Source organism: Streptomyces sp. NPDC005408 (assembly GCF_040606445.1).
Lineage (GTDB): Bacteria > Actinomycetota > Actinomycetes > Streptomycetales > Streptomycetaceae > Streptomyces.
The window spans coordinates 25625-52164 of the sequence record NZ_JBEXEX010000041.1 but is presented as its reverse complement, the minus strand read 5'-3'; the positions used below and the strand labels follow the sequence as shown (position 1 = coordinate 52164).

The following is a 26540-nucleotide window of genomic DNA, read 5'->3' as shown; positions in this document are numbered from 1 at the left end:
ATCGCAACGGTGCGTGGTATCTGTGCTGGACACAACATCAAGGACGGCCCTCATGACGTTTCAAACCTCAGCCTCCTTCGCCGCTGCGAAGAAGAACCGTGTTCCACTCGCACAGATCGATGTGCGTGGCACGGATGCCGCGAGGAAGCTGGCACGGGTCCTCCCGGCCGCCACCGACCGCTCTCTGCGTGCTTCCACCTTCAACTCGGCGCTCTAGACTGGCGGAATGACAGGACCCCTGGTCCCATTCCGCGAGATCGTATTGAAGGTCCACAGCAGATGTGATCTTGCATGTGACCATTGCTATATCTACGAACACGCTGATCAGAGCTGGCGTACCCGCCCCAAGGCAATCTCTGACGAAGCCATTTCCTGGACAGCTCTGCGACTGGCCGAGCATGCCAAGAGTCATGCCCTGCCCTCCGTGTCAGTGATCCTGCACGGAGGGGAGCCACTTCTGGCGGGGCCCGCACGGCTGCGACGCGTCTGTGAGGAGCTCACCGGAGCACTCGACGGGGTCGCCGAACTCGACCTTCGCATCCATACGAACGGCTTACAACTGAGCCGCTCGTACCTCGACCTCTTCAGCGAGTTCAACGTCAGGGTCGGGATCTCCCTCGACGGCGACCAGGCCGCGAACGACCGCCATCGCCGCTTCGCCGACGGCCGCACCAGCCATCCGCTGGTCCTCAGAGCCGTCGACCTGCTCAGTCAGGACCGCTACCGCCATCTCTACCTCGGTCTCCTCTGCACGATCGACGTGGCCAACGACCCGATCGCCGTGTACGACGCGCTCACCGAGCTGGAACCCCCGCGTATCGACTTCCTCCTCCCGCACGGCACCTGGGACGACCCGCCTGCCCGCCCCGACGGCTCACCCACCGCGTACGCCGACTGGATCCTGACGATCTTCGACCGCTGGAACCAGCAGGGCAGGAACGTGCCGGTACGGCTCTTCGAGTCCGTGCTCTCCACCCTCAGCGGCGGCCCCAGCCTCACCGAGTCCCTCGGCCTTGCCCCCACCGACCTCGTCGTCGTGGAGACCGACGGCACCCTGGAGCAGGTCGACTCGCTGAAAAGCGCCTACGAGGGCGCGGCAGCCACCGGATTCGACGTCTTCACGCACCCCTTCGACACTGTCGCGGCACACCCCGGGGTCAGGGCGCGCCAGCTGGGGCTCGCGGGAGTCAGCGAGACCTGCAGGCAGTGCCCCGTCGTACGGTCCTGCGGCGGCGGGCTCTACACCCACCGCTACAGCTCCCAGAACGACTTCGACAACACCTCCGTGTACTGCACCGACCTCGAAGCACTGATCCGGGGCATCGAGCAGCGCACAGCCGCGTCTTCGGTCTCCCTCGCGGTCACGGATCCCGGTGTCCTCATGGCCGAGCACCAGGATGTGACGCGCACTCTGCTCGCCGACGTCCATGCGGAACTCGACGGGCGCGGCGGCGAAGCCTGGGACGAGGCCTGGGAGCTGGCGTCCGCCCTGGAGGAGCGCTCCGACGCGCTCGACGCGGTCTACGGCCATCCCTACACCTACACCTGGCTGCAGGACTGCCTGGCCGCTCTGCGCGAAGGGCGGCCCGATGCGGCTGCCCTCGCTCTCCGGCTGCCGGCGTATCTCGCCGCCGCGGTGGTACGGGGCGGCCTCGACGTCCCTGTCCGGGTGCCGTACGAGGACGGCAGGCTCTGGCTGCCCACGCTCGGCGAGCTACGGCTGACGGGCCCGGGGCAGCACGGCGAGGCCGAGGTGCGCGCGGCCGGGGACGGGCTCCTGGTGCGGGCGGAGGGCCGCGAGCCGCGCCACGTACACACCACCGAGGAGAGCGGCGACTGGCGACCCGTGCGCACACTCGCCGCCGAAGGGCTGCCCGCGCTGCGGCTCGACGACCTCGACCCGTACCGCGACTGCTTCGGCGTTCCCGTGCGGGAGCGGCTCGGCGCGCAGGAGGCGGCCCTGTGGAGCACGCGGCTGGCCGAGGCCTGGTCCGTGCTGCGGCAGACGGCGCCGGAGCAGGCGACGGACGCCGCGGACTGTCTGACCACCCTGACCCCGCTTGCCGAGGGTCAGCCCGCCGTGCTGCGGCACGGCTTCGGAGCGCTCGGAATCGCCCTGCCCGGCACGGCAGAAGAGCTCGCGACCGCGCTGCTGCGCGGATTCCGGCGGGCCCGGCTGCATGCCCTGCTCGACGTCACGGATCTCTACGCACAGGACGGCTGGTGGCGCCATCCCGCGCCCTGGCAGGACGAACCTGTCGTCGTCTCCGAGCTGCTGGCGGGGGCGTACGAACGCGTGGGGCTGGCGACCTTCCAGCCCGACCTTGCCGACGAGGCCAAGCGCGCGCTGGAGACCCTCGGTCGCGCGGCTGAGCTGACCGTCGGCGGGCAGCGGCTGCTGGACGAACTCTGGAAAGAGGCCGGCCGTGGGTGAGGACGGGCCCCGCAGACGCGCACTGCGGCGGTCCTTACGAGGACTGGGCGTCCAGGACGGTATGACGCTGCTGGTCCATGCCGGCCTGCGCGGCACCGGACTCGGTGCCGAAACCCTGCGTGATGCGCTGCTCGACGTACTGGGCGAGGACGGCACCCTCGTGGTGCCCGCCTTCACCGCCGGCAACTCCGACACGTCGGCCTCGTACCGGGCCCGCGTGCGGGGCATGACACCCGAGCAGTCGGCGGCCTTCCGGGCGGAAATGCCGGCCTTCGACGCGGCGACGACGCGCAGTCAGGGCATGGGCCGGTTGGCCGAGTCCGTGCGGACCGCGAAGGGGGCCGTGCGCAGCGCCCATCCGCAGAGCTCCTTCGCCGCTGTGGGACGGCGGGCCGCGGAACTGCTCGCCGTACATCCGCTGACCTCACATCTTGGCGAGAACTCGCCACTCGGAGCCCTGTACCGGGCCGGGGCACAGGTGTTGATGATCAATGTGGATTTCGCTGTCTGCACCGCATTCCATCTCGCCGAATACAGGACCGGTGCTCCTGTGCGGACCTACCGTTGTGTGGTGCAGCGACCCGGCGGGGGTAAGGAATGGACTGAGTACGAAGACGTCGAACTGGACGACAGCGATTTCGGCGCGATCGGCGCCGCCTTCACATGGGGTATGGAGCAGAAGGGACAACTGGGAGGAAGAACGGCACGGTTGTTCTCGATCAAGGACGCGGTCGGCCATGCGGAGAGCTGGATGACCGAAAAGCGGTCTTGATTGACTGAACGTCGGGGGGATGGAGTGTGTCGGGCTCCGGAATGATTAATTAGCTCGCATCTCGCAACGATGCCGGGTGTGAGGTCGGGCGTTCACACAGGACGGGGGTCGTGTGTCTGATTCAGCGCAGCGAGCGGCAGACCATCGGCCGTACTTCTTCTTGAGTTATGCGCATACGCCGAGGTACGGGGCAGGGGGTCCGGATCCGGACATGTGGGTGGAGCGGCTCTTCCGCGATCTGTGCGGCCATGTGATGGCCATGACCGATCTGCCTGCCGGTGCGCCGGCCGGGTTCATGGACCGCGAGATCCGCTCGGGGGAGGGCTGGTCGGAGCGGCTGGGTGAAGTTCTGGCCACCTGCCGGGTGTTCGTCCCGCTCTTCTCGCCGCGCTACTTCGCCAGTGAGATGTGCGGCAAGGAGTGGTACGCCTTCGCCCAGCGGGCGATCTACCACCAGGCCAAGAGCAACCGGCCCGCCGAGGCCATCGTGCCCGCGCTGTGGGTGCCGATGCCGCCGGAGCAACTGCCGGGCCCCGCCGAGCGGTTGCAGTTCAACCACCGCGCCTTCGGCGACCGCTACTTCACCGACGGACTCTACGGACTGATCAAACTCCGGATATTCGCAGAGGAGTACGAGGCTGCCGTCTATGAACTCGCCAAACGCATCGTCAGCGTCGCCGACACTACGCGCGTCGGCTCCGGCAGCCCGGTCGACTACCGGCAGGCGCCCAGCGCCTTCGGCAAGCCCACCGGCGGCCCCCGTCCGATGCATGTGACGGTCGCCGCGCCGACCAGCCACGACCTGCCCGAAGGCCGGGCCCCCGACTACTACGGCAAGCAGTCCCAGGACTGGAATCCGTACCATCCGGACTCCGCGAGACCGCTGGCGTACGTCGCCCAGGACCTGGTGCGCTCGCTCAACTACCAGGCAACGGTCTCCTCGTTCGACCACGAGTCGCCGCCCGACGCCGGCCAGCCGCCCACCCGGCCCGAGATACTTCTCGTCGACCGCTGGGCCCTGGAGGACGACGACCGCCGTCAGCGCCTCGCCGCCTTCGACGCGGAGCCGCGCCCCTGGGTGAGCGTGATCGTCCCCTGGAACCGCGACGACCCGCAGAGCCGGGTGTCCGAGGCCGAGCTCGTCGAGAAGCTGGAGCGGACCATGCCGCATCAGATGCGCCAGGGCCGGGCCGCGAGCCGGGCCGCCGCCAGAGGTGTGCTCAGCATGGAGGCCTTCGGCCAGATCCTGCCGCAGGTGGTGGAGTCGGCCGCCCAGGAGTATCTGCGGCACGCCGAAGTCTTCCCGCCCGCGGCGCCCCCGCCACCCGGAGCCCGCTCTTCCGAACGGCCCCGGCTGCGCGGCCCGATGGCCGAGTACGGCACCACTCACTACGCTCCGAACTCGCGTGGAATCGCCCCCGATGCGGAGGACACGGATGACAGCCAGTCGTGACGGGCGCATCGTCACCTTCTATTCGTACAAGGGAGGTACGGGTCGTACGATGGCCCTGGCCAACGTGGCCTGGATCCTCGCCGCGAACGGCAAGCGCGTCCTGGCGGTCGATTGGGACCTGGAAGCCCCCGGCCTGCACCGTTTCTTCCATCCCTTCCTCGACCCCTCCACGCTCGGAGCCACCACCGGGGTCATCGATCTGATCACCGAGTACGCCTGGGCGGCGACGAGTCCCGAGCCGCGCCGCGACGACTGGCACCGTGACTACGCGCGTATCCAGCCCCATGCCGTCTCACTCACACCCGAGAACCTGGGCTGGGAGTTCCCCGACGGGGGCACGCTCGACTTCGTCTCCGCGGGCAAGCAGAACCGCGAGTACTCCGCGACCGTCTCCACCTTCGACTGGGACAACTTCTACGACCGGCTCGGTGGCGGCCACTTCTTCGACGCGCTGCGCGAGGACATGAAGGCCAACTACGACTACGTCCTCATCGACAGCCGTACCGGCCTGAGCGACATCGCCGACATCTGCACCGTCCATCTGCCCGACGTCCTCGTGGACTGCTTCACCCTCAGCGACCAGTCCATCGACGGCGCGGCCGCGGTCGCCCGGCAGATCGACGAGCGCTACGGCGGCCGCGGCATCAAGATCTACCCCGTCCCGATGCGGATCGACGAGGGCGAGAAGGAGAAGGCGGACGCCGGACGGGCCCTGGCCCGGCTGAAGTTCGACCGGTTCCCCAACGGCCTCGCGGGCGAGGAACTCACCGCCTACTGGGGCGCGGTGGAGATCCCGTACCGGCCCTACTACGCGTACGAGGAGACCCTGGCCACCTTCGGCGACGAAGCGGGCCTGACCAACTCCCTGCTCTCCGCCTTCGAACGGCTCACCTCGGTCGTCACCGAGCAGCGGATCACTTCGATGCCCGCGGTCGGCGAAGAGGTCAGGCTCCGGATCAGGGACGCCTTCACCCGCCGCCGCCCCGCTCTGCCCGCCGACCTCTACCTCAGCTATGTGGCCGAGAACCGCATGTGGGCCGACTGGGTCGAGTACCAGCTCAGCCGTGCCGGCTTCCGGGTTGTGCCGCGCGATGTATCGGCCGAGCGGGACCCGGCCGATGCGGACGAACTCGCCGCCGAGAACGCCGCCCGTACCGTCGTGCTGCTGTCCAGCGCATATCTCAAGTCCTCCCGGGCCGTGGAGGTCTGGTCGCGTGCCGCGGCCGAGGATCCCGGGGGCGGCCGCCACCACCTGCTGCCGATCCGGGTCGGCGACGTCAGACTCACCACCCCCTACATCGACCGCAACCCGGTCGACCTCTTCCGGCTCGACGAGGTGCACGCCACCAGCGCGCTGCTGCGCGCACTCGACCGCCCGGTCCAGCTGCCCGACAGCACATCGCCAGGACCGCGTTTCCCCGGCACCGTGCCCAAGATCTGGAACGCGCCGCCCCGCAACCCCGGATTCACCGGACGCTCGGTGGTACTCGAGCGGATGCGCGACCAGCTCGGCGGCGGCATGGCGGTGGCCGCGGTGCTGCCGCAGCCGCAGACGCTGTACGGTCTCGGCGGCGTCGGCAAGACCCAGGTCGCCCTGGAGTACGTCCACCGCTTCATGGCCGACTACGACCTGGTGTGGTGGATCTCCTCCGAGCAGCCGGACGACGTGGTCGCGGGCCTCGCCGAACTCGCCGTACGCCTCGGCGCCCAGGGCGGCGAGGACATGGCGGCCGCATCCCAGGAGGCCATCGATCTACTGCGGCGCGGAGTGCCGTCCTCGCGCTGGCTGCTGGTCTTCGACAACGCCGACGACCCCGAGCAGCTGAAGAGGTACTTCCCGCCCCAGGGGCCCGGGCACATCCTGGTCACCTCCAGGAACCAGACCTGGTCGCAGTACGGGGACGCGCTGCCCGTCGACGTATTCCTGCGGGAAGAGTCCATCGAGCACCTCCGGCGGCGTGCCCGCGGGCTGACCATCGAGGACGCGGACCAGGTCGCCACCGCTGTCGGCGATCTGCCGCTCGCCGTCGAACAGGCCGCGGCCTGGATCGCGGAGACAGCCACACCGGTCGCCGCGTATCTGGAACAGCTCAAGGAACAGGCCGCGAGCGTTCTCGCACTCAACCAGCCCGCCGGCTACCCCGAGCCGGTCGCCGCGACCTGGAACGTCTCCATCCAGCGGCTCAAGGAACGCTCACCGGCCGCGGTACGCCTTCTCCAGCTCTGCGCCTTCTTCGCGCCCGAGCCGATATCCGCGAACCTCCTCTACAGCAAGGAGATGATCGACGCGCTCAAGCCGTACGACGCCGCCCTTCAGGAAAAGCTGGTGCTCGGCCGGGTCATCCGGGAGATCGGCCGGTTCGCGCTGGCCAAGGTCGACCAGGTCTCCAACTCCATCCAGGTGCACCGTCTTGTGCAGGCGGTCATCCGGGCCCAGCTGACCGAGGAGGAGCAGCAGGAGGCACGGCACGCCGTCCACCGGGTTCTCGCGGGCGCCCGGCCCGACGACGACGAGCCGATCGACAACCCCGAGACATGGCCGCGGTTCGCGACCATCTGGCCGCATCTCGGTACCTCCGAGGCCCGGTTCTGCAAGGAGCCGGAAACACGTCGGCTGATGATCGACCGCGTGCGCTATCTGTGGAAGCGCGGCGATCTGAACACCGCCTACACGCTCGCCGACGACCTGCGTGAGAGCTGGCGGGAGATGCTGGGCAACGACGATCTCCAGTACCTCTACCTCCGCTTCCACCTCTCCAACATCCTTCGCTCACAAGGACGTTATGTGGAGGCCAAGGAACTGGACGAGGTCACCCTGGAGCGTCAGCAGGCCGTCCTGGGAACCTCCCATCCGCACACGTACATGACCACCAGCGGTCTCGCGATGGACCTGGGAACCCTCGGCCAGTACGGCAGGGCGATGGAGCTGGCCACCGAGGCGCACGAGGGATTCAGCCAGATCTTCCACGAGTCCCATCCGCGCACGCTCGCGGCCGCCAACAACCTTGCGCTGAATCTGCGCATGGTCGGCCAGTACGCCAGGGCGCGCGAGATCGACCAGGAGGTCTTCGACCGGCGCACCGAGGTCCTTGGCCCGGAGCATCCCTACACCCTCTCCTCCGCGATGAACCTGGCGCGGGACCTGAGGGAGGTCGGACGGTACGAGGACTCGGTCTCGCTGCTCAGCCGCACCTACGAGCTCTACAAGGAGCAGCTGGGCCGGACCTTCCCGGGCACGCTGGCGGCGGCCAAGAGCCTCGCCGTCTCGCTCCGCAGGGCAGGCCGTCTCGAGGACGCACGGCGGCTGACCACGGCCACGCGCAACCGCTACCGCGCCAAGTACACCTCGGCCAACCCCGACTCGCTCGCCTGCGACCTGAATCTGGCGGCCGACCTGTTCGCGGCGGGTGAGCCGGTAGCCGCGCGGGATCTGGCGCAGGAGGTCGTCGACCAGTACCGGAAGGTGCCGGGGGAGCGGCATCCGTACGCTCTAGCCGCCAGCAACAACCTGGGCATCTTCCTGTGGGGCTGCGGCGATGCGGAGGCCGCGGAAGCGCTGCTGCTGAAGGTGTCCAGGACGATGCGTGAGGTCCTGGGCGAGAGCCATCCGCACGCCCTGTACGGCACGATCAACCTGGCCAACGCCCTTGCGGATCTGGGCGGTCTGGAGGAGGCGCTGGAGATCGAGCAGCGTACGGTGACCCGGCTGCGTGAGGTGCTGGGGCCGCACCATCCGGAGGTGCTGGGCATCGCGTCCAACATGTCGGTCACGCTCGGCCTGCTCGGCCGCAAGGACGAGTCGGCTCAGCTGCGGGCGGAGACGGTGGAGGAGCTGCAGCGGCTGCTGGGCGAGGACCATGCGCTGACGCGCATCGCCCGCGACGAACGCCGGGTCCATCGCGACCTGGAGCCGCTGGCGGTCTGACCCGGGGGCTTCGCCCCCGGACCCCCGCGCCTCAAACGCCGGCGGGGCTGAGTTTCAGCCCGTCCGGCGTTTGAGGACACGCGGCCGAAGGTCGCATACGGGGTCTGGGGGCTTGCCCCAGTCAGTTCGCCAGCAGCCACGTCAGAATCCGCGGCAACGCCCTCAGCGCATCGAAGTGCGCCGCCGCCGGCTCCAGCACCGCCGTCGCCCCCGGAATCCGCTGCGCCAGCCACCGCGAGTGCCCCACCGGCGAGAACACGTCCTTCTCGCCGTGCCACAGCATCACCGGCCCCTTGATGTCCGCCGGGTCGAATCCCCACGGACTGCAGAAGGCGAGCGCGTCGTCGATCCATCCGTACGCCGAAGTGCGCAGCGCCTCCTGGTAGTTGCGAAGCAGCATGGACCTGACACCGGCATCCGCCACCACCATCCGGTCGGAATCCGTCAGTTCCCTGCGCAGATCGTCGAGGAGCCGGATCGGGTCCTTCCTGATCTCGGCCGAGCGCCGGATGAACCGCCTGATCAGGCCCGCCGGGTCGTCGGAGGCGGTCGTGAACTCCAGGACATTCGACGCGGCCATGCCCTCGAACCAGTCGAGCCCGTCCGCGTCCCTGGGCGCGAGCGTCACCAGCGCGGCGGTGCGGGTGATCCGTTCCGGCATCAGGGCCGCACAGGCCAGCGCGTGCGGCGCGCCGCCCGAGCGGCCCACCACGGCGAAGCGATCCAGGCCGAGCTCGTCGGCGATCGCCCGTACGTCCTGAACCACATCGGCGACACTTCGGCCCGCCAGCCGGTCCGAACCGCCGTAGCCGGGGCGGTCGTACGCGATCAGCTGGGTGCCGCGCTGATACAGCACCATCCCGCGCGGCGCCGGGCCCAGCCGGCTGCCGGGGGTGCCGTGCAGCAGGAAGACGGGCCTGCCGCGCGGATCTCCCAGCCGCTCCACCATCAGATGCCGCCCGTCCGTCGCGCGCACCCGACGTCGCAGCACTCCCGCGCCCCCCTCCGTAGTACATGCCTGTCCGTGCCGGTAAGTGTCCTGTGCAGACATGGTGAGCCAGGCATTCCCCACCGGTTCGATGATTACCCATCAGGGGCCCCGACCGGGACTCCCTTTGACGTCATTTGAGGGTTACCGTCGAAGAGGAACGTGCATGCGCGTCCACATCGCACCCCAGGGGGCCGTGATGGTAGAGGCACTGGTGGCGGCCGCAGCGGCCGTCGCGTCCGCGGGCGTCGTCTATGTGATGGCGGCGGCCCGGGTCGTGAAGCAGTACGAACGGGGTGTGGTCTTCCGGCTCGGAAGGGTCCGATCCGCCGTACGCGGCCCGGGTTTCACGCTGATAGTCCCGTTCGTGGACCGGCTCCGTAAAGTCAATATGCAGATCGTGACGATGCCGGTGCCCGCGCAGGACGGCATCACCAGGGACAACGTGACGGTGCGTGTCGACGCAGTGATCTATTTCAAGGTTGTGGACGCCTCCGAGGCCATCGTGCAGGTGGAGGACTACCGCTTCGCGGTCTCGCAGATGGCGCAGACCTCGCTGCGGTCGATCATCGGCAAGAGCGATCTGGACGATCTGCTGTCGAACCGCGAAAAGCTCAACCAGGGGCTGGAGTTGATGATCGACAGTCCGGCGATCGGCTGGGGTGTGCAGATCGACCGGGTGGAGATCAAGGACGTGTCGCTGCCGGAGACGATGAAGCGCTCGATGGCGCGGCAGGCCGAGGCCGACCGTGAGCGGCGTGCCCGGGTCATCAACGCCGACGCGGAGCTGCAGGCGTCCAAGAAGCTGGCTGAGGCAGCCGGGGTGATGTCGGAACAACCCGCTGCCCTTCAACTCCGGCTGCTCCAGACCGTGGTCGCAGTGGCGGCGGAGAAGAACTCCACGCTGGTGCTGCCGTTCCCGGTGGAGCTTCTGCGCTTCCTCGAGCGTGCCCAGCAGCCCGGGCCGCCGCTGCCGCCGTCCGATTCCGGTCCGACGCAGTCGAAAACTGGACAGGACTAGTCCTTACGCCCTGCCCATGGGCCGGTGCATGCGGTGTTCGCAATCGGAATCGACCAGTGTGAACGCATTCTGTGAAGGCACTGTGAACGCACCTGTGTTGTCGTGTGCCCGTCCTGAAGTCGACCTTGTGTGCTACCAGTCGGTATCGGAATAGTGGGCTCCCCATCCTCCGTGTCAGGGCACCCCACTTGCCCGGACACGGCCCCCACAGGAGGTCGATGTTGAAGCACCGACGGATACCCAAGAGAAAAGCGGCGATAGCGGGCGGCGCGGTTGCCGCCCTGGTGGCCGCGGGCGTCACCTTCCAGAGTGCGAACGCCAGTGACAACACTGAGCAGTTCGCCGCCAAGACGCTGTCGGCGGTTGCGGCCGGAAACCTCGCGTCCACGCTGAGCAAGGACCTGGGCGCCGACGCGGCCGGCACGTACTACGACGCCGACGCCAAGTCGCTCATCGTGAACGTTCTCGACGAGAAGGCGGCCGAGTCCGTACGCAAGGCGGGCGGCAAGGCCCGCATCGTGGAGAACACCCTCGCCGAGCTGAAGTCGGCCCGGCAGACCCTCACCACCAAGGCGACCATCCCCGGCACCTCGTGGGCCGTCGACCCGGTCACCAACAAGGTCGTCGTCACCGCCGACCGTACGGTCAAGGGCGCGGCGTGGACCAAGCTCAGCCAGGTCGTCAAGACCCTCGGAGGCAAGGCCGAACTGAAGAAGTCCGCGGGGGAGTTCAAGCCCTTCATCGCGGGCGGCGACGCGATCACCGGCGGCAGCGGCCGCTGCTCGCTCGGCTTCAACGTCGTCAAGGACGGCCAGCCGTTCTTCATCACGGCCGGTCACTGCACCGAGGCGATCTCCACCTGGTCCGACAGCAGCGGCAACGAGATCGGCCAGAACGCGGACTCCAGCTTCCCGGACAACGACTTCGGTCTGGTGAAGTACACCGCGGACGTCGCGCACCCCAGCGAGGTCAACCTCTACAACGGCAGCACGCAGCCCATCACCAAGGCGGGCGACGCCACCGTCGGCCTGAAGGTGACCCGCAGCGGCTCGACCACGCAGGTGCACGACGGCGAGGTCACCGGGCTCGACGCCACCGTGAACTACGGCAACGGCGACATCGTCAACGGCCTTATCCAGACCACGGTCTGCGCCGAGCCGGGTGACAGCGGCGGCTCGCTCTTCGCGGGCGACACCGCGATCGGTCTCACCTCGGGCGGCAGCGGCGACTGCACCTCGGGCGGCGAGACCTTCTTCCAGCCGGTGACGGAGGCGCTTTCAGTGTTCGGCGCCGAGATCGGTTAATTGGCGGCAAGCCTCCAAGCCCCCGTATGCGGCCGAAGGTCGCATACGGGGGTCCGGGGCGGAGCCCCGGGCTTTACGAGAGAGGGCCCGCCGCGGTGCCGCCGCCCACCGTCACGTCCGGGCCGACCGTCGTCGGTGTCCGGCCGCGGAGCATCGCCAGCGCCAGCGTGACCAGCGCCCCTCCCGCCGCCCACGCAGCGAGCACCAGCATCGGGCCGGTCATGCCGTTGCCCTTGAAGTACGCGATCGAACGCGCCGAGAAGGTGCCGGCCCCCGGCGGCAGCGCGGGTCCGATGGCCCGCCAGAACGTCGGCAGCAGTGGATACGGATACGCCCCGCCCGCGCTCGGATTGCCGAGGACCACCACCAGCAGGATCGCCAGACCGATACCGACGATGCCCGCGAGGCCCTGGAAGGCGAGGGTGATCGCCCCGACCGCGAAGACCAGCAGCGTGCCGAGGCCCCAGAGGGCCATGATGCTGCCAGGCAGCGCGTCCAGGACCGGGCCCGCGATCACCGCACCGAGCAGGCCCGCGGCGATCGAGTACAGCAGCAGCGCGCCCAGTCTGATCAGGGCCCGCGCCGTATTGGCGGGCCGCGCGCCCGCGCTGATCGCGAGGATCGCGGCGCACAGATAGCCGCCCACGCACCAGCCGATGACCAGGTAGAACGAGGAGAGCCCGCGCGCGTCGCCGCCGGCGTCCGGGACCACGTCCACGACGGCCACGGTGCGCCGCTGCGCCCTCTCCGTCGCACCGATCACCTCGACGAGGGCCTGCGCGAGCGAGGCGCCCGATGCGGTGGCGACCAGCAGTCTGTCCGCGGCGCCCCGCGGGTCGACGATCAGCGCCCCGTCGACGTCGCGGTTCTTGATCTGCTGCACCGCTGTCGCCTCGTCCTTGACGGCGCGCGGGTCGAGCGGATCGCCGGGCAGCGCGGCGAGCCGCTGTACGGCCTGGTCGGTGATCTGTGCCGCGGGCGTGACGACGGCCAGCGGGATCTCGTGCGGCTTCGGCTTGTGGAAGGCGCCGATGTACGACGTGATGAAGGCGAGCTGGAGCGCCAGCACCCCGATGACCAGGACCGTCGCCCGCACACTCACCGCGTCCTTGAACTCGTCGATGAAGCCTTTGCGTGGGCTGTCGGATGTCTGGGTCATGGCCCCCACGCTCCGTGTCGCCCGGTATTCACGCAGGTGGGACGGGGCCGAATGGCTGAGGGGGCATGCGCGCGATACGTATCGTACGAATGTTCGAAACGTGGTCTATGGTGGAAGCGGGGGAGGTGAGACGGACTGATCCAGGAGGTGCAGGTGCCCGGGTTCACGCATCTGCACACCGTTTCCGGGTTCTCCCTGCGGTACGGGGCCTCGCACCCGGAGCGGCTTGCGGAGCGCGCCGCCGAGCGGGGCATGGACGCCCTCGCGCTGACCGACCGCGACACCGTCGCGGGCACGGTCCGCTTCGCCAAGGCCTGCGCGAAAGAGGGCGTGGGGGTGCGGCCGCTCTTCGGCGTCGACCTCGCGGTGGGGGAGCGGGCGCACAAGGAAGGACCCTCCGAGCGGCGGCGCACCCCGGTGCGCGGTGGCGCGTTCGTGGACGAGTCCGCGCCCCGTACGGTCTATCTCGCCCGGTCCCGGGAGGGCTGGGCCGAGCTGTGCCGGCTGGTGACCGCCGCCCATGCGGCGGACGACGGCAGCCCGCTGCTGCCCTGGGCCGACAACCACGGCGATGACCTGACCGTCCTGCTCGGACCGGCCTCCGAGATCGGCCGGGCACTGACGGCGGGACGTCCCGACCGCGCGGCGAAGCTGCTCGTGCCCTGGCAGGAGCGCTACGGCGACAGCCTGCGCCTCGAGGTCGTGCACCACGGCCTCAAGGGCACCGGACCCGGCTCGCTGCGCCAGGCCGCCCGCACCCTCGGCTTCGCCGCCGAACAGGGCGTACGGGCCGTGCTCACCAATGCCGTCCGGTACGCCGACCAGGGACAGGGCCCGGTCGCCGACGTCCTCGACTCGGCCCGCCGCCTGGTCCCGGTCGACTCGCGCAAGGGCCTCGACAGCGGTGAGCGCTGGCTCAAGGAACCGGCCGCGATGGCCCGTATCGCCGAGCGGGTCGCCGAAGCCGCCGGCTTCCGCCGCGACACCGCGCACCGGCTGCTCACCATGACGGAGGAGACGGCGGCCGCCTGCCTGATCGATCCCGAGGACGATCTGGGGATCGGCAACGTCCACTTCCCCGAGCCGCATCTGGTCGGCGCCGGGCGCCGCACCCCGCAGCGGGTGCTGGCCTCCCGGGCCGCCGCCGGAATGGTGCTGCGCGGCTACGACGGCCGTCGTGAGTACTGGGAGCGGATGCACCAGGAGCTGGACATCATCGCGCACTGGGGTTACGCCTCGTACTTCCTGACGGTCGCTCAAGTCGTCGATGACGTGAAGAAGATGGGCGTCAGGGTCGCGGCACGCGGCTCCGGCGCCGGGTCGCTCGTCAACCATCTCCTCGGCATCGCGCACGCCGACCCCGTCGAGCACGGTCTGCTGATGGAGCGCTTCCTGTCCAAGCGGCGTTCCGTACTGCCCGACATCGACATCGATGTGGAGTCCGCCCGCCGTCTCGACGTCTACCGCGCGATCATCGGCCGCTTCGGCGAGGAGCGGGTCGCGACCGTCGCCATGCCCGAGACCTATCGGGTGCGCCATGCGGTACGGGACGTGGGCGCCGCGCTCTCCATGGACCCGGCCGAGATCGACAGGATCGCCAAGTCCTTCCCGCACATCCGCGCCCGCGACGCCCGCGCAGCCATGGAGGAGCTGCCCGAACTGCGTTCTCTGGCGGCGGAGAAGGACAAGTACGGCAGGCTCTGGGAGCTGGTCGAGGCGCTGGACGCACTCCCGCGCGGGATCGCCATGCACCCGTGCGGGGTGCTGCTCTCGGACGCCACGCTCCTCACCCGTACGCCGGTGATGCCCACCAGCGGCGAGGGCTTTCCCATGTCGCAGTTCGACAAGGAGGACGTGGAGGACCTCGGGCTGCTCAAGCTCGATGTCCTGGGGGTGCGGATGCAGTCGGCGATGGCGCACGCGGTCGCCGAGCTGCGGCGCACGACGGGGGAGGAGCTCGACCTCGACGACCCGGAGCAGGTGCCGCCGGACGACCCGGCCACGTATCAACTCATCCAGTCCACCGAGACGCTGGGCTGCTTCCAGATCGAGTCGCCGGGCCAGCGGGATCTGGTCGGCAGGCTGCAGCCCTCCACCTTCGGTGACCTGGTCGTCGACATCTCGCTCTTCAGGCCGGGGCCGGTCGCCGCCGACATGGTGCGGCCGTTCATCGAGGCCCGGCACGGCCGGGCGCCCGCCCGCTATCCGCATCCCGACCTGGAGGGCCCGCTGAAGGAGACGTACGGAGTTGTCGTCTTCCACGAGCAGATCATCGAGATGGTGAACATCATGACCGGCTGCGGTCTCGACGAGGCCGACCGGGTGCGGCGCGGGCTCTCCCACCCCGAGTCGCAGGGGAAGATCAAGGTCTGGTTCGCGCAGCTCGCGGAGGCGAAGGGGTACGCGCCCGAAGTGATCGCCCGTGCCTGGGAGATCATCGAGGCCTTCGGCTCGTACGGCTTCTGCAAGGCGCACGCGGTGGCCTTCGCCGTGCCGACCTATCAGTCGGCCTGGCTCAAGGCGCACCATCCGGCGGCCTTCTACGCCGGGCTGCTCACGCACGACCCCGGGATGTATCCGAAGCGGCTGCTGCTGGCGGACGCGCGGCGGCGCGGGGTGCCGGTGCTGCCGCTGGATGTGAACCGGTCCGCGGCCGCTCATCGAATCGAACTGGTGTCCGGTCCGGCTGGTTCTCCTGACCGGTGGGGCCTGCGGCTCGCGCTCTCGGACGTCCATGGCATCAGCGAGGCCGAGGTCGCGCGGATCGAGGCCGGGCAGCCCTACTCCTCCCTGCTGGACTTCTGGCAGCGCTCCCGTCCCGGCCGCCCGGTCGCCGAACGGCTCGCCCAGGTCGGCGCGTTGGACGCCTTCGGCGCGAACCGCCGCGATCTGCTGCTGCATCTCGCCGAACTCCACCGCGGGCAGCGGGGTCCGGGCGCATACGGCAGTCAACTCCCGCTGGGCGACGGGCAGAAGACCGCCCCGGTCGGGCTCCCCGACCTGGGCGACGCGGAACGCCTCAGCGCCGAGCTCGGCGTACTCGGCATGGACGCGTCCCGCCACCTGATGGGGGATCACCATGCCTTCCTGAAGGAGCTGGGAGTGGTCTCGGCGCAGCGGCTGCGCTCGGCACAGCACGGACAGACGGTGCTGGTCGCGGGCGCGAAGGCGGCCACCCAGACCCCGCCGATCCGGTCCGGCAAGCGGGTCATCTTCACCACGCTCGACGACGGCACGGGCCTGGTCGACCTCGCCTTCTTCGACGACAGCCACGCCGCGTGCGCGCACACCGTCTTCCACTCCTGGCTGCTGCTGGTACGCGGAGTGGTGCAGCGGCGCGGGCCGCGCAGCCTCAGCGTGGTCGGCGCGGCGGCCTGGAACCTGGCGGAACTGGTGGAACTGCGGCGTACGGGAGGGCTCGACGCGGTCGCGGCGCGGCTGGCGGAGATTCCTGAGGACGGGTCGGCCGAGGCTCCGGCGGACAGTGGCCGCCGTATCCAGCTGTCGACCGGTTATGAGATGAACCCCTGGGCGGACCTCCAGCCACCGGGTGAAGGGTCCCCCACCGGGCGGAAGTTGTGGCACCAGAGCCCGGGGAGCGCGGGATGATCCTCTACGTACACTTCCGGCTTCCCCCGGCGTTCGGGACTGGCGGGATCGAGGCCGTTCTGCCTTCCCTGCTCGGCCTGGCCGAGGACATCAGCCCCGTCGTGCAGGCGCTCCCGCCCGACGCCGCGCTCATCGATGTGCGCGGCGCCGAACGGTACTTCGGCCGGGACGCGGCCCAGCTCGCCTCGCTGCTGCGGGTGCGGGCGCTCGCCCACTGCGGGGTGGACTGCGCGATCGGGGCTGCCCCGAGCACGATGCTGGCCAGGATGGCGGCGCGGGAGGCCGGGCCCGGGACGACCCTGGTGGTGACGGACGACGAGACGGCCGGGTTCCTGGCCGGCAAACCGGTCGCCGCGCTGGACGGGGTCGGGACGTCGACGGCCCGCACCCTGTGTGCGTACGGCCTCGACTCCATCGGCAGGGTCGCCGAGGCCCCGCTCGCCGTGCTCCAGCGGATCGTCGGCGCGCGGGCCGGGCGGGAGCTGTGGGAGCGGGCGCGCGGCATCGACCGTACGACGGTCGTCCCGAACGCCGCCTCGCGCTCGATCGCCGCCGAACGGGCCTTCTCACGCGACGAGTTGGATCCCGTACGACACCGCAGGGCGCTGGTCTCGCTCGCCGAGGAGCTGGGGCTGAGGATGCGCGGCGAGGGCCAGGTGTGCCGCTCGCTGAGCCTCACCGTGCGGTACGCCGACCGGTCCACGACCACACGGGCGCGCACCCTGCGCGAGCCGACCGCCCACTCCGCGGCGCTCACCGATGTCGCGTACCGGATCCATGAGTCGCTCGGCCTGCAGCGGGCCCGGGTGCGGAGCCTCGCGCTGCGGGCGGAGGACCTGACACCCGTCGAACGGGCCGCGCGGCAGCTGACGTTCGACCCCGCGGACGAACGGGCGCGGCGGATCGAGGCGGTGGCGGACCGGGCGCGGGCGAGGTTCGGACCGCGGGCGGTCGTGCCGGGCTCACTCGCCGCGTGACGCCTGTACACACGCGGCTTATTGACACGTATTCAGTTTTTACCCGCGCGTAACTTCCATTCTTCGGTTACTCGTGCGTAATTTGACATGAGCGAGCCGCAAAACCAGCCATTGCACCAGCCATCGCTACTCCCTTGAGCCGCAAGGAGACTGCTCGATGCTGCCTTGGAAACGTGCGCACAGACCGCTGGCCGCCTTACTCCTGGCGCTGTCTGTCGCTCTCACGCCCGCTGCCGCCGCCACCGCCGATTCAGCCACTTCCGAATCGGCTCCCCACAGCGGCTGGAACGACTACTCCTGCAAGCCCTCCGCCACCCACCCCCGCCCCGTCGTCCTCGTCCACGGCACCTTCGGGAACTCCGTGGACAACTGGCTCGCCCTCGCTCCGTACCTGGTGCACCGCGGATACTGCGTCTTCAGCCTGGACTACGGGCAGCTCCCCGGCGTGCCCCTCTTCAACGGCCTCGGCCCGATCGACAAGTCGGCCGGACAACTCGACACGTACGTCGACAACGTGCTCGCCGCGACCGGCGCGCCGAAGGCGGACCTCGTCGGCCACTCCCAGGGCGGCATGATGCCGCGCTACTACCTCAAGTTCCTGGGAGGGGCGGACAAGGTGAACGCGCTGATCGGCCTCGCGCCCGACAACCACGGGACGACGCTGAACGGCTTCGCCAAGCTGCTCCCGTACTTCCCGGGCGCGGAGGATCTGCTCAGCACCGCCACCCCCGGGCTGGCTGACCAGATGGCCGGCTCGGCCTTCCTCACCAAGCTCAACGCGGGCGGCGACACCGTGCCCGGCGTGCGCTACACCGTCATCGCCAGCCGGTACGACGAGGTGGTCACTCCGTACCGCTCGGCGTACCTGGACGGAGCGAACGTACGCAATGTGCTGCTGCAGGACCTGTGTGCGGTCGACCTGTCGGAGCATCTGGCGATAGGGCTGTTCGACCGGATCGCGTACCACGAGGTGGCGAACGCGCTGGACCCGGCGCATGCGTCGCCGACGAACTGCGCGTCCGTCTTCTCCTGAGCGACACGCGACTGCGGTCCGTCTCCCTGGCGGGGGACGGACCGCAGTCGTATGCCGGACAGGGCCTAGCGGCTGTGACGGTTGCGCCGGACGGTCCCGAACATCACCGCGGCGCCGAGGGCGAGGGCGGCGGCACCGCCGATGGCGATGTACGCGGTGTTGTTGTCGCCACCCGTCTCGGCGAGGTTTTCGGTCCCGGCGGCGGGCTTGGCAGAGCCGTTGGCCTCGGGAGCGTTGTCGACGGGAGCGGCAGGAGCGGTCGAGTGCTCCGACTGGTCGCCCCCGTGACCGCCGTGGTCGACGGTGGACTTGTCGGAGCCGTCCGCGATCTCGTCGTCGGTGGGGGCGGACGCGGTCGGGGCGGGCGCACCGCCGGAGTTGCCGTTGTCCTGGCCGAAGACCACGTCGGAGCAGGTGTAGAAGGCCTCGGGGGAGTCCGAGCGCTGCCAGATGGAGTAGATCAGGTGCCGCCCGGACTTGTTCGGGACGATGCCGTCGAAGACGTACTCACCGTTGACCAGCTTGGGGTCGGTGACCTTCGCGAAGGGCTTGGCCTCCAGGTCGGACCACTTGAGGGGCTGCGTCGGGTCGTAGCCGTCCTTGGTGAGGTACAGCTCGAAGGACCCCTTGTGCGGGGCGGTCGCCTTGTAGTGGAAGGTGTGATTGCCGGAGGCGAACGTGGAGGCAGGCCAGTCGGCCCGGGGCAGGTCGAGCCCCTTGTACTTGTCACGGCCCGCGCTGCACAGCTTGCCGTCCGGTATCAACTGCTGGTGATTGCCCGCGGCGTTGGCGATGTTGACTTCGTTCCAGTCGTAGAAGGCCTGCGTCCCACTGGCCGCGACCGCAGCCTTGCACGCCGCGGTCTTTGGGCTCTCGGGCCCCTCGGCGAAACAGGCGGACACCCGGCTGACCGGATCGGTCATCGACCCGTGCGCGAAGGCCGGCCCGGCAGCCAGCCCGGCGAGCACGAGGGGCGCGAACCCGAGGGCGGCGACCGAGGCGACCTTACGGCGAGCGGTCATGGTGACGTACTCCTTCAACGGCGGCATATGGGGGGACCGGGGCGAGTTCGAACGGGCGGCGCGGCCCCCCGTAGGACCATCGGCGCCGACCGTTCGAACAGGCCCTGGCGACCAGCAAGCTAGCCGCTCGGAACGGGGAAATCGCCTGTTGGGAGGGGGTGATGGCGATCCTTATGGTCGCTTTAAGGCGGGGGTAAGAGGGGGCTCAGGAAGTGGCGGCGTTGAGTGGGTCGGCTCCCTGGCCGAGGCGGTTATCGTCCGTAGCCGTCCAGGGAGAACCGTCTCGTGTTGGCGGCGGTGGCTCCCCTTGTGGCTCCCCGAGCGAGCAGAGTGCACCACCTGGAATGGGGAAGTTGTGCGCTAGCCAGGAGCCGAGGGTGGTGTGTCCGTGCTGGCGGAGGACATCCACGATGTCTCTTCCATGTGACGACACCAGCCGGCCATCTGGTTGTACTGCTCCAGCGTGACGCCGTACAGCGGTGCAGGATGAGCGAGGTCGGCCGCGGTAGCTCGCAGGCGATCGTTTGCGGATACTCTCAAGCGGCCCCGTTTGTCGCGGTTCTGCAACTCTGCCCGCCGTGCCCCACATCCAGCGCTATGGTCGCTGCCTCTTCGCACACCTTGGGGGCACCATGAACACTCGCTGCATCGCTCCGCTCCTCTTCGCAGCCGCCGGCCTGACGCTCACCGCATGCCAGGACACGGCCACGTCCACCCCGGCCGCCACGAAGACCGTCACGCAGGCCCCCGCGGCGAGCAGCGCCGACGACCCAAGGCCGATGCACCGGCCGAGGAGACCCTCGCTGTTCCAGACTTCGTCGGCATGGGGCTGCAGCAGGCTCAGGACGCGGCGCAGGCAAAGGGCTTCTTCCTGCTCACCTCCCACGACAACACTGGGGCCGGGCGGATGCAGGTCTTCGACCGAAACTGGAAGGTCTGCGACCAGAACTACGCGGCAGGCAAGACCATCCCGGCCAGCACCGAACTCGACTTCGGCACTGTGAAGCTGAGCGAGACCTGCCCGTAGCGCCTGGGCGTGAGATGCCCCGCCTCGGAGGCGGGGCATCGTGCTGTGGGGAGGTCAAACCGTCGTGCTGTCGGTGATGAGGCCCAAGTTGGCGGGTGCGGTGGCGTGAGTGAAGTCAGCGCCACGCAGATTGGCCTCGTCTCACACAGCGTGTGGGGAGACCTTGTCCCGTATGCCGGGGGCATCCCGCCCGCCCTGGTATCCGAATTCCGTCAGTCTTCGACGTCTACTCCGTAGTTGCGTGCGAGCGCGTCGAGGCCGTGGTCGAAGCCCTGGCCGACTGCGCGGAAGCGCCACACGGGTCCGCGGCGATAGATCTCCCCGAGCAGCATGGTGCGCTCCGTAGTGGCAGCGTCCAGAGCGGCCTGGGCGAGAGGCGCCGCGCTGCTGCCCGGGCCCGTCGTGATTTGGATCGGGCCGATGTCGCCGAATGTCAGGGTGCCGTCGATGGCGGCGGCGATCACGACCTTACGAACCGCCGACGGGAGTGCGCCGAGGTCGACGGTGATGGTCTGCTCTGTCGGCCCGTCAGTGAGGAGCCGCAAGGAGCCATCGGGGCTTTCCGGCACTGAATAGAAGACGAAGTCCTCATCGCACGCCACTTGATCGTCCTCGTCGACCATGAACGCGACGAGATCGATCTCGCACGTCGTCTGCTGGGCCCAAGCGGCCGTGACGTTCCATCGGGAAGTCCGAATCTGGCCCGGAAGATCGACCACGCACCCTCTCGGCAGTACATGCGGAGCCTGCCGCCGGTCGGCCGGGAGGAGAGGCTCGGCGGTGGGTGCGTCGAGCCAGTTGGCGTCATAGGTGGGGATTTCGAGCGCGGTGATCCGCGGCATACGACGGTCGGTGTCACCGCCGACAAGGAGCACTACGTCGGTGACACTGGCAGACAGATTGATAGCTGCTGCTCCCCCCAGTTCTACGACTCGTACGCGGGCTGCTGCCGCGTTCGGGTGCGTTCCGCCCAGCACGAGTACGCGTCGCCCCGCCAGCGGTCCTCCCGCTTCCTTCCTCGCTGGTGCCGGGCTGGGGGCGTGACCATCGTCTTCTGGCCCGCGAGCGGCGGGAACGTGCGCCGTCCTCTCTGGCGGCGCCAGAGCGGTGGTCTGTGCCGGAGCCGACTCGGCCGACGGAGGGCTCGCGGGCTGCTGCTCGTGCGGCGTTCCTGAACGTACGTTGCCCAGTAGTCGGAGGAAGGTGTGTTCATCGATGACGGGCACGCCTTCGGAAAGGGCGCGCCGTGCCTTCGCGGACCCTGATGCCTGGTCGTTGGTCACAAGCACGCTGGTGTGCCGACTGACCGAGGACATCACGTTCATCCCGGCGGCGACTGAGCGGGCAACCAGCTCGGCTCGGGACGTGGCGGTCTCCCCAGTAATGGCGATCTTCATGCCCTGTGTCAGCGGGCCGCCGGGAGGCAACCGTCCAGGATTGCGGAAGGCGCACGGCGTTTTGGGCGGCTTCGGCATGAACTGTGAGTCCTGCCGCGGCGGACAGTTCACGAGAGGCAACGGCAGATCGAGTCGGGCTGCCTCCCGGAGGGATGCGCGCAGTACGCCGGCCAGCACGCGTGTGTCGTCCAGCGCATCGTGTGCGTGGCGCTGCGGGACACCGTAGTGGGCAGCCAGTGTGCCAAGGCGCAGGTCGTCGGTCGGTGGGTCCACTCTCCGGTTCAGCGCCAGGGTGCACAGCCGCTGGGAGACCGGCAGCCACATCCGCGCGCGGGCGAACTCGTGAGCGAGGAAGTCGTAGTCGAACTGCGCGTTGTGGGCGACCAGTACGCGGTCCTGAAGCATGGCCCCGACCTGACCAGCGATCTGCTCGAAGGTCGGGGCGCCCTGCAGCCGCTCGGCGGTCAGCCCGTGTACGTGCACCGGCCCGGGGTCGCAGCCGGGATTCAACAGGGTCGAGAACTCTCCGGTTTGGTCGCCGTCCGGGCCGATTGTCACGACCGCGACGGACAGCACGCGATGCTGGCGCGGCACCAGGCCCGAGGTCTCCACGTCCACCAGCGCCCAGTCGAACGCGTAGTCACGCAAGTTGGGCACATGGCTGGGGATGGGAGCGAGACTCATAGCGGCAAGGATCGTGCGATATTCACCCCTCCTTCAACCTGCATGACCATTTGTCCCCATTCTTGATGATGGCTGTGCCAGTGGGCGTGGCGGCGGTCGGGCTGGATCACGAAGAGGTGGAGCGCTCGGTGAACAGAGCGGTGTGGCACAGCGAAGCGCATCGAGGACGCGGTTGCGCAGGGTGTCGCTCTCGATGGTGTCGGTGTGGCGCCAGGCGGGTGCGGCGACTTCTTCGGTTTGCAGCTCGATGACGTCGGCCGAGGTGCGGAAGAGGAAACGGAAGTCGAAGTGCCTGTGCTCCGGTTCGCTTTTGGCGGGGTTGGCAGGGATGTGGTGGGCGTCGATGTGCACGGGGCGGTGGCCGGCATGGATGACGACCGAGGCGGTGATGCCGGTTTCCTCGGTCAACTCACGCTGAGCGGCAGCGAGGAGGCTGGTGTCGTCGGGTTCGAGGTGGCCGCCCGGCAGGAGCCAACGGTTGAGGGCGCGGTGTTTGACGTGGAGTACGCGGCCGGCTGGGTCGACGAGGATCGCTCCGGCGGTGACGTGGCCGCGGAACTCTTTGCGGCAGACGAGGTTGGCCTCGGCGTCGAGGAGTTCGGGAATGACCGCGAGTTGCCATTTCTCGTTGGGGTGGGTGTCGAGGTAGTCGTCGAGGGTTTCGCGGATGTGGCCGGGTGTGATGGGCACGAGTGCTCCTTATCGGTTGAAGTAGTCGAGCCAGGTCGCGGCGATGGCGGCGCGGTCGGTGGGGCTGATCTCGTGCATGCCGGGGTCGAGTTCGCCTCGGGCGAGTGCGGTGGAGGCGGCGAGTATCTCGGCCTGGACGAGAAAGATGAACGGCCCGACGCTGGCGCCGTGCAGGAAGTTGACGGCGTTGCCGCCATTGAGCAGGTAGAAGTAGTGGCCGGTCGTCAGGTAGCGGGTGACGTGTTCGCCGATCGTGGCGCGCTCGTACACGTCCGGCAGGCCGGCGAGTTCGAGTTCGTCCTCGCTGCTGGTCACGGTGGCGACGTAGGCGCCGTTGCGCAGTCGGGGGAAGTCCTCGCCGCGCAGGGAGATGGCCCCGGTCGCGCACAACAGGAGCCCGGCGTAGGTCAGTCCGGCGTCGCGGTTGCGGGCCACGGTGAAGCCCTGGGAGAGTGCCTGGGTTCGGCGCACGGGATCGATGTCGTACACCGCGACTCGTACGCCTTTGGCGTGCAGCAGGCGGGCGATGCTTGAACCGAGCTTGCCGAAGCCGATCACGAGCGCGGTTCGGCCGTGCAGGATGTCACCTCTGCTGCGCATGAGCGCCTCGGTCGAGAACACGACGGACTGTCCTACGAGGAAGTCTTCGGGGTCCTTGAGCGGGGAGCGGGCGACTGAGGCGACCGGGCAGGGCAGTTTGTCGAGGTCGGCGTAGCGGCGGTGGCCGTTTTCGGTGTCTTCGACGACGCCGAGGATCTGGCCGGAGAAGCGGTCACACAGGGCATCGAGCGACGGGGCGAAGTAGCCGCCCACGTCGAGCAGGACGACCGGGCGGCCTGCTGCGCGCGTCTCGATGAACCGCACGGCGCGGTCGGGGTCGGCGAACAGCTCACGCGACAGCGTGTCGCATGCGTGCCCATCCGCCTCGATCTGGCGCAGCGCCTCGGCGTGCACGGACTTCGGCTTGGGTAACACCGAGCGCAGCTCGGTCACGCCCGCGACGCCCCGTACGAACGCCGGACGCTCCGGCAGCAGGTGCGTGATCAGGAATGCGGCAGGCTGCTCGATGGGCGCGAAGCGCGAGGCGATACGACCGAAGTAAGCGTCGAGTCGGGCGCGTTCGAAGTTTTCCATTCAGCGGGCTCCTTCTGATACGGGCGGGATTTTGAACGCGAGCCATACGCTCTTGCCGACGGTGTGCTCGACGACTCCGAAGTCATCGGCCAGCTCCTTGACCAGGCGAAGCCCACGTCCCGTGCTCTCGTGAACGCATGAGGAACGGACCTCGGGGCGCCCGTCACCGCTGTCCCGCACCTCGATCCGTAAGAGATCGCCGTCCGTGGTCAGCTTCACGCAGAACTCCCGGCCCGGCGGTACTCCGTGAAGCAGGGCGTTCGTGGCTAGTTCGGAGACGCACAGCCGTATGTCGTCCTGCCGATCGGCAACGCCCCACTCTGAGGCGGTGCCGACAACGAAGGCGCGCGCAGCGCCGACGGAGATGCGGGATCTGGGGAATCGCTGCTGCCGTGAGAGAGGCACGGTGAACACCACCTTGATCCGGGCTCTAGGTTCCCCAGAACCGTACTGCTATTCACGAAAAGCAGCAAGCTTGCCCAAGGTGGATACGGTGAGTGATGCGCTTACCGTGTAAAGCAGCAAGGTCGGTAGATCGTCACCTGCGCAGGAGGACGCCGTGGGCACCAGCGACTGGGTCAGCACCTCGATGCCGTATCTGACGCCACGGGAGAAGGGGCAGCCCGATGCCTGGGGGGCCGAGGCGGGCAAGCGAGGCAGCCAGCGCATCGTCCACGCAGGCGAAGTGCCTGCACCGCCTGAAGTGGCGATGCTGCTCGGGGTCGCCGAAGGGGATGCGGTCGTCGTGCGCCGGCGCACGATGTTCCTCGACGACCAGCCATGCGAACTGACCGACACCTATTACCCCTTGGACATCGCCCGCGGAACTCGCCTGGCAGGGACGGCCAAGATCCCCGGAGGCGCGGTCACGCTCCTCGCCGAGCTCGGGCACGTTGGCGTACGCGTCCGCGAGGACGTGATCGCTCGCATGCCTCACGCAGAGGAACGAGAGGCCTTGCAGACCGGGCCCGACACCCCTGTCCTGCAGCTGACACGGACCACACTGGACGGCGACGACCAGCCGATTCAGGTGGACATGATGACCATGCCCGCCGACCGCCAGCGGCTGCGCTACGAGATCAGAATCGGATGACAGTGCCCACGACCGAAGCGAACGCGTTCGACCACCGCTCTCTGCACGAGCGGATCGCCGCCGACCTGCGCGACGAAATCATGAGCGGCGACCTCGGTCCCGGGGCCAAACTGCCATCCACCGTGCAGCTGAAGGCCAGGTTCGACGCCTCGAACGCGACCGTGCAGAAGGCGTTGCAGCTCCTCAAGGACGAGGGTTTGGTCATCGGACGGGCAGGTGCGGCCGTGACGGTACGCGAGCACCGGCAGCGGACGATGCGACCTGCGTCGTACATGGCTCCGGCGGAGGCAGGTGCGCCGTACCGCTGGCTCACCGAGGCCGCGAAGCACGGCGCCCCGGCGCGGAGCCGACTGCTCGACGTCGGGGAAGCGGTGCCCCCTGCGGACGTCTCCGCCGCCTTGAACCTTCCGGAGGGTGGCACGGCGCTGATGCGTCGCCAGGTGCTCCTGCTTGGCGACGAACCGGCGGAACTGGTCACGTCCTACTACCCCATGGAGATCGCCCGCGGTACCGCGATGACGGAGCGCCGCAAGATCAAGGGCGGCACGCCGACACTCCTCGCTGAACTCGGATACCCGCCCAGGCTGAGCGTGGACAGGATCTCCGCGCGAGTTCCCACGCAAGAGCAGTACATGGCACTCCAACTGCCCAGCGATCTGCCCGTTCTCCGGACCCTGCGGGTGGTGTACGGCGACCACGACCGCCCCATCGAAGCCACCGTCATGGTCAAAGCAGGTCATCTCTACGAGCTGCAGTACGAGTTCACCCCGGAGGGACAGGGCGAACCGTAGGAAGCGCAGCGGCGATACTGCCCGCGA

Annotated in this window: 20 protein-coding genes; 13 read left to right on the top strand and 7 right to left on the bottom strand. The window is 69.0% G+C overall.

What is annotated here, in order from left to right; genetic code table 11:
- Window positions 1-52 precede the first annotated feature (52 nt).
- From fxsA to fxsT, 5 genes are all read left to right on the top strand, one after another.
- The gene (fxsA, locus tag ABZS64_RS29280) at window positions 53-217 is read left to right on the top strand and encodes an FxSxx-COOH cyclophane-containing RiPP peptide (RefSeq protein WP_355836031.1); all 165 of its coding nucleotides are present in this window, start codon (window positions 53-55) and stop codon (window positions 215-217) included.
- A gap of 9 nt (window positions 218-226) precedes the next feature.
- Window positions 227-2434, top strand: a complete 2208-nt coding sequence (gene fxsB / locus ABZS64_RS29275; RefSeq protein WP_355836028.1) for a radical SAM/SPASM protein FxsB, inactivated metallohydrolase extension form — start codon at window positions 227-229, stop codon at window positions 2432-2434.
- A 61-nt stretch (window positions 2435-2495) separates the two neighbouring features.
- Window positions 2496-3206, top strand: a complete 711-nt coding sequence (locus ABZS64_RS29270) for an AAC(3) family N-acetyltransferase (protein ID WP_355836025.1) — start codon at window positions 2496-2498, stop codon at window positions 3204-3206.
- A gap of 112 nt (window positions 3207-3318) precedes the next feature.
- Window positions 3319-4659 (top strand): TIR-like protein FxsC, encoded by a 1341-nt coding sequence (locus tag ABZS64_RS29265; protein ID WP_355836022.1) that lies wholly within the window; start codon window positions 3319-3321, stop codon window positions 4657-4659.
- Window positions 4643-8584, top strand: coding sequence for an FxSxx-COOH system tetratricopeptide repeat protein (gene fxsT, locus ABZS64_RS29260; protein ID WP_355836019.1), 3942 nt, complete (start codon window positions 4643-4645; stop codon window positions 8582-8584). Before ABZS64_RS29265 ends, fxsT begins: the two co-directional genes overlap by 17 nt.
- A gap of 121 nt (window positions 8585-8705) precedes the next feature.
- On the opposite strand, the gene ABZS64_RS29255 is transcribed toward fxsT, so the two are convergent.
- The gene (locus tag ABZS64_RS29255; protein WP_355836081.1) at window positions 8706-9572 is read right to left on the bottom strand and encodes an alpha/beta fold hydrolase; all 867 of its coding nucleotides are present in this window, start codon (window positions 9570-9572) and stop codon (window positions 8706-8708) included.
- 199 nt (window positions 9573-9771) lie between these two features.
- Here ABZS64_RS29255 and ABZS64_RS29250 point away from each other — a divergent pair, with 199 nt between their 5' ends.
- Both ABZS64_RS29250 and ABZS64_RS29245 read left to right on the top strand, forming a co-directional pair.
- Complete coding sequence (locus ABZS64_RS29250) at window positions 9772-10593, top strand: slipin family protein (RefSeq protein ID WP_355836078.1); 822 nt, start codon at window positions 9772-9774, stop codon at window positions 10591-10593.
- Between the two features lie 125 nt (window positions 10594-10718).
- Window positions 10719-11897 (top strand): S1 family peptidase, encoded by a 1179-nt coding sequence (locus tag ABZS64_RS29245; RefSeq protein WP_355836016.1) that lies wholly within the window; start codon window positions 10719-10721, stop codon window positions 11895-11897.
- 73 nt (window positions 11898-11970) lie between these two features.
- Here ABZS64_RS29245 and ABZS64_RS29240 read toward each other — a convergent pair whose 3' ends face one another.
- Window positions 11971-13056, bottom strand: coding sequence for a DUF3533 domain-containing protein (locus ABZS64_RS29240; RefSeq protein WP_355836013.1), 1086 nt, complete (start codon window positions 13054-13056; stop codon window positions 11971-11973).
- Between the two features lie 153 nt (window positions 13057-13209).
- On the opposite strand from ABZS64_RS29240, the gene ABZS64_RS29235 reads away from it, so the two are divergent.
- The 3 genes from ABZS64_RS29235 to ABZS64_RS29225 all read left to right on the top strand — a co-directional run bounded on the left by ABZS64_RS29235 (window position 13210) and on the right by ABZS64_RS29225 (window position 18675).
- The gene (locus ABZS64_RS29235) at window positions 13210-16665 is read left to right on the top strand and encodes a DNA polymerase III subunit alpha (protein WP_355836010.1); all 3456 of its coding nucleotides are present in this window, start codon (window positions 13210-13212) and stop codon (window positions 16663-16665) included.
- Window positions 16662-17642, top strand: coding sequence for a hypothetical protein (locus ABZS64_RS29230; RefSeq protein WP_355836007.1), 981 nt, complete (start codon window positions 16662-16664; stop codon window positions 17640-17642). Before ABZS64_RS29235 ends, ABZS64_RS29230 begins: the two co-directional genes overlap by 4 nt.
- A gap of 157 nt (window positions 17643-17799) precedes the next feature.
- Window positions 17800-18675 (top strand): alpha/beta fold hydrolase, encoded by an 876-nt coding sequence (locus ABZS64_RS29225; protein WP_355836003.1) that lies wholly within the window; start codon window positions 17800-17802, stop codon window positions 18673-18675.
- A gap of 65 nt (window positions 18676-18740) precedes the next feature.
- On the opposite strand, the gene ABZS64_RS29220 is transcribed toward ABZS64_RS29225, so the two are convergent.
- Window positions 18741-19697, bottom strand: coding sequence for a lytic polysaccharide monooxygenase (locus ABZS64_RS29220; RefSeq protein WP_355836000.1), 957 nt, complete (start codon window positions 19695-19697; stop codon window positions 18741-18743).
- A gap of 691 nt (window positions 19698-20388) precedes the next feature.
- Between ABZS64_RS29220 and ABZS64_RS29215 the strand changes: the two genes are divergently transcribed.
- Window positions 20389-20724, top strand: coding sequence for a PASTA domain-containing protein (locus ABZS64_RS29215; RefSeq protein WP_355835997.1), 336 nt, complete (start codon window positions 20389-20391; stop codon window positions 20722-20724).
- A gap of 212 nt (window positions 20725-20936) precedes the next feature.
- Here ABZS64_RS29215 and ABZS64_RS29210 read toward each other — a convergent pair whose 3' ends face one another.
- The 4 genes from ABZS64_RS29210 to ABZS64_RS29195 are packed head-to-tail and all read right to left on the bottom strand — an operon-like array spanning window position 20937 to window position 25034.
- Entirely contained in the window at window positions 20937-22805 is a 1869-nt protein-coding gene (locus ABZS64_RS29210) for a TerD family protein (RefSeq protein ID WP_355835994.1), read from the bottom strand.
- Between the two features lie 33 nt (window positions 22806-22838).
- Window positions 22839-23495 (bottom strand): NUDIX domain-containing protein, encoded by a 657-nt coding sequence (locus tag ABZS64_RS29205; RefSeq protein ID WP_355835991.1) that lies wholly within the window; start codon window positions 23493-23495, stop codon window positions 22839-22841.
- 9 nt (window positions 23496-23504) lie between these two features.
- Complete coding sequence (locus tag ABZS64_RS29200) at window positions 23505-24629, bottom strand: adenosylhomocysteinase (protein WP_355835988.1); 1125 nt, start codon at window positions 24627-24629, stop codon at window positions 23505-23507.
- Window positions 24630-25034, bottom strand: coding sequence for an ATP-binding protein (locus ABZS64_RS29195; RefSeq protein ID WP_355835985.1), 405 nt, complete (start codon window positions 25032-25034; stop codon window positions 24630-24632).
- 154 nt (window positions 25035-25188) lie between these two features.
- On the opposite strand from ABZS64_RS29195, the gene ABZS64_RS29190 reads away from it, so the two are divergent.
- Together ABZS64_RS29190 and ABZS64_RS29185 are read left to right on the top strand one after the other, a co-directional pair.
- Window positions 25189-25722, top strand: coding sequence for a UTRA domain-containing protein (locus ABZS64_RS29190; RefSeq protein WP_355835982.1), 534 nt, complete (start codon window positions 25189-25191; stop codon window positions 25720-25722).
- Window positions 25719-26513, top strand: a complete 795-nt coding sequence (locus ABZS64_RS29185; RefSeq protein ID WP_355835979.1) for a GntR family transcriptional regulator — start codon at window positions 25719-25721, stop codon at window positions 26511-26513. Before ABZS64_RS29190 ends, ABZS64_RS29185 begins: the two co-directional genes overlap by 4 nt.
- Window positions 26514-26540 lie beyond the last annotated feature (27 nt).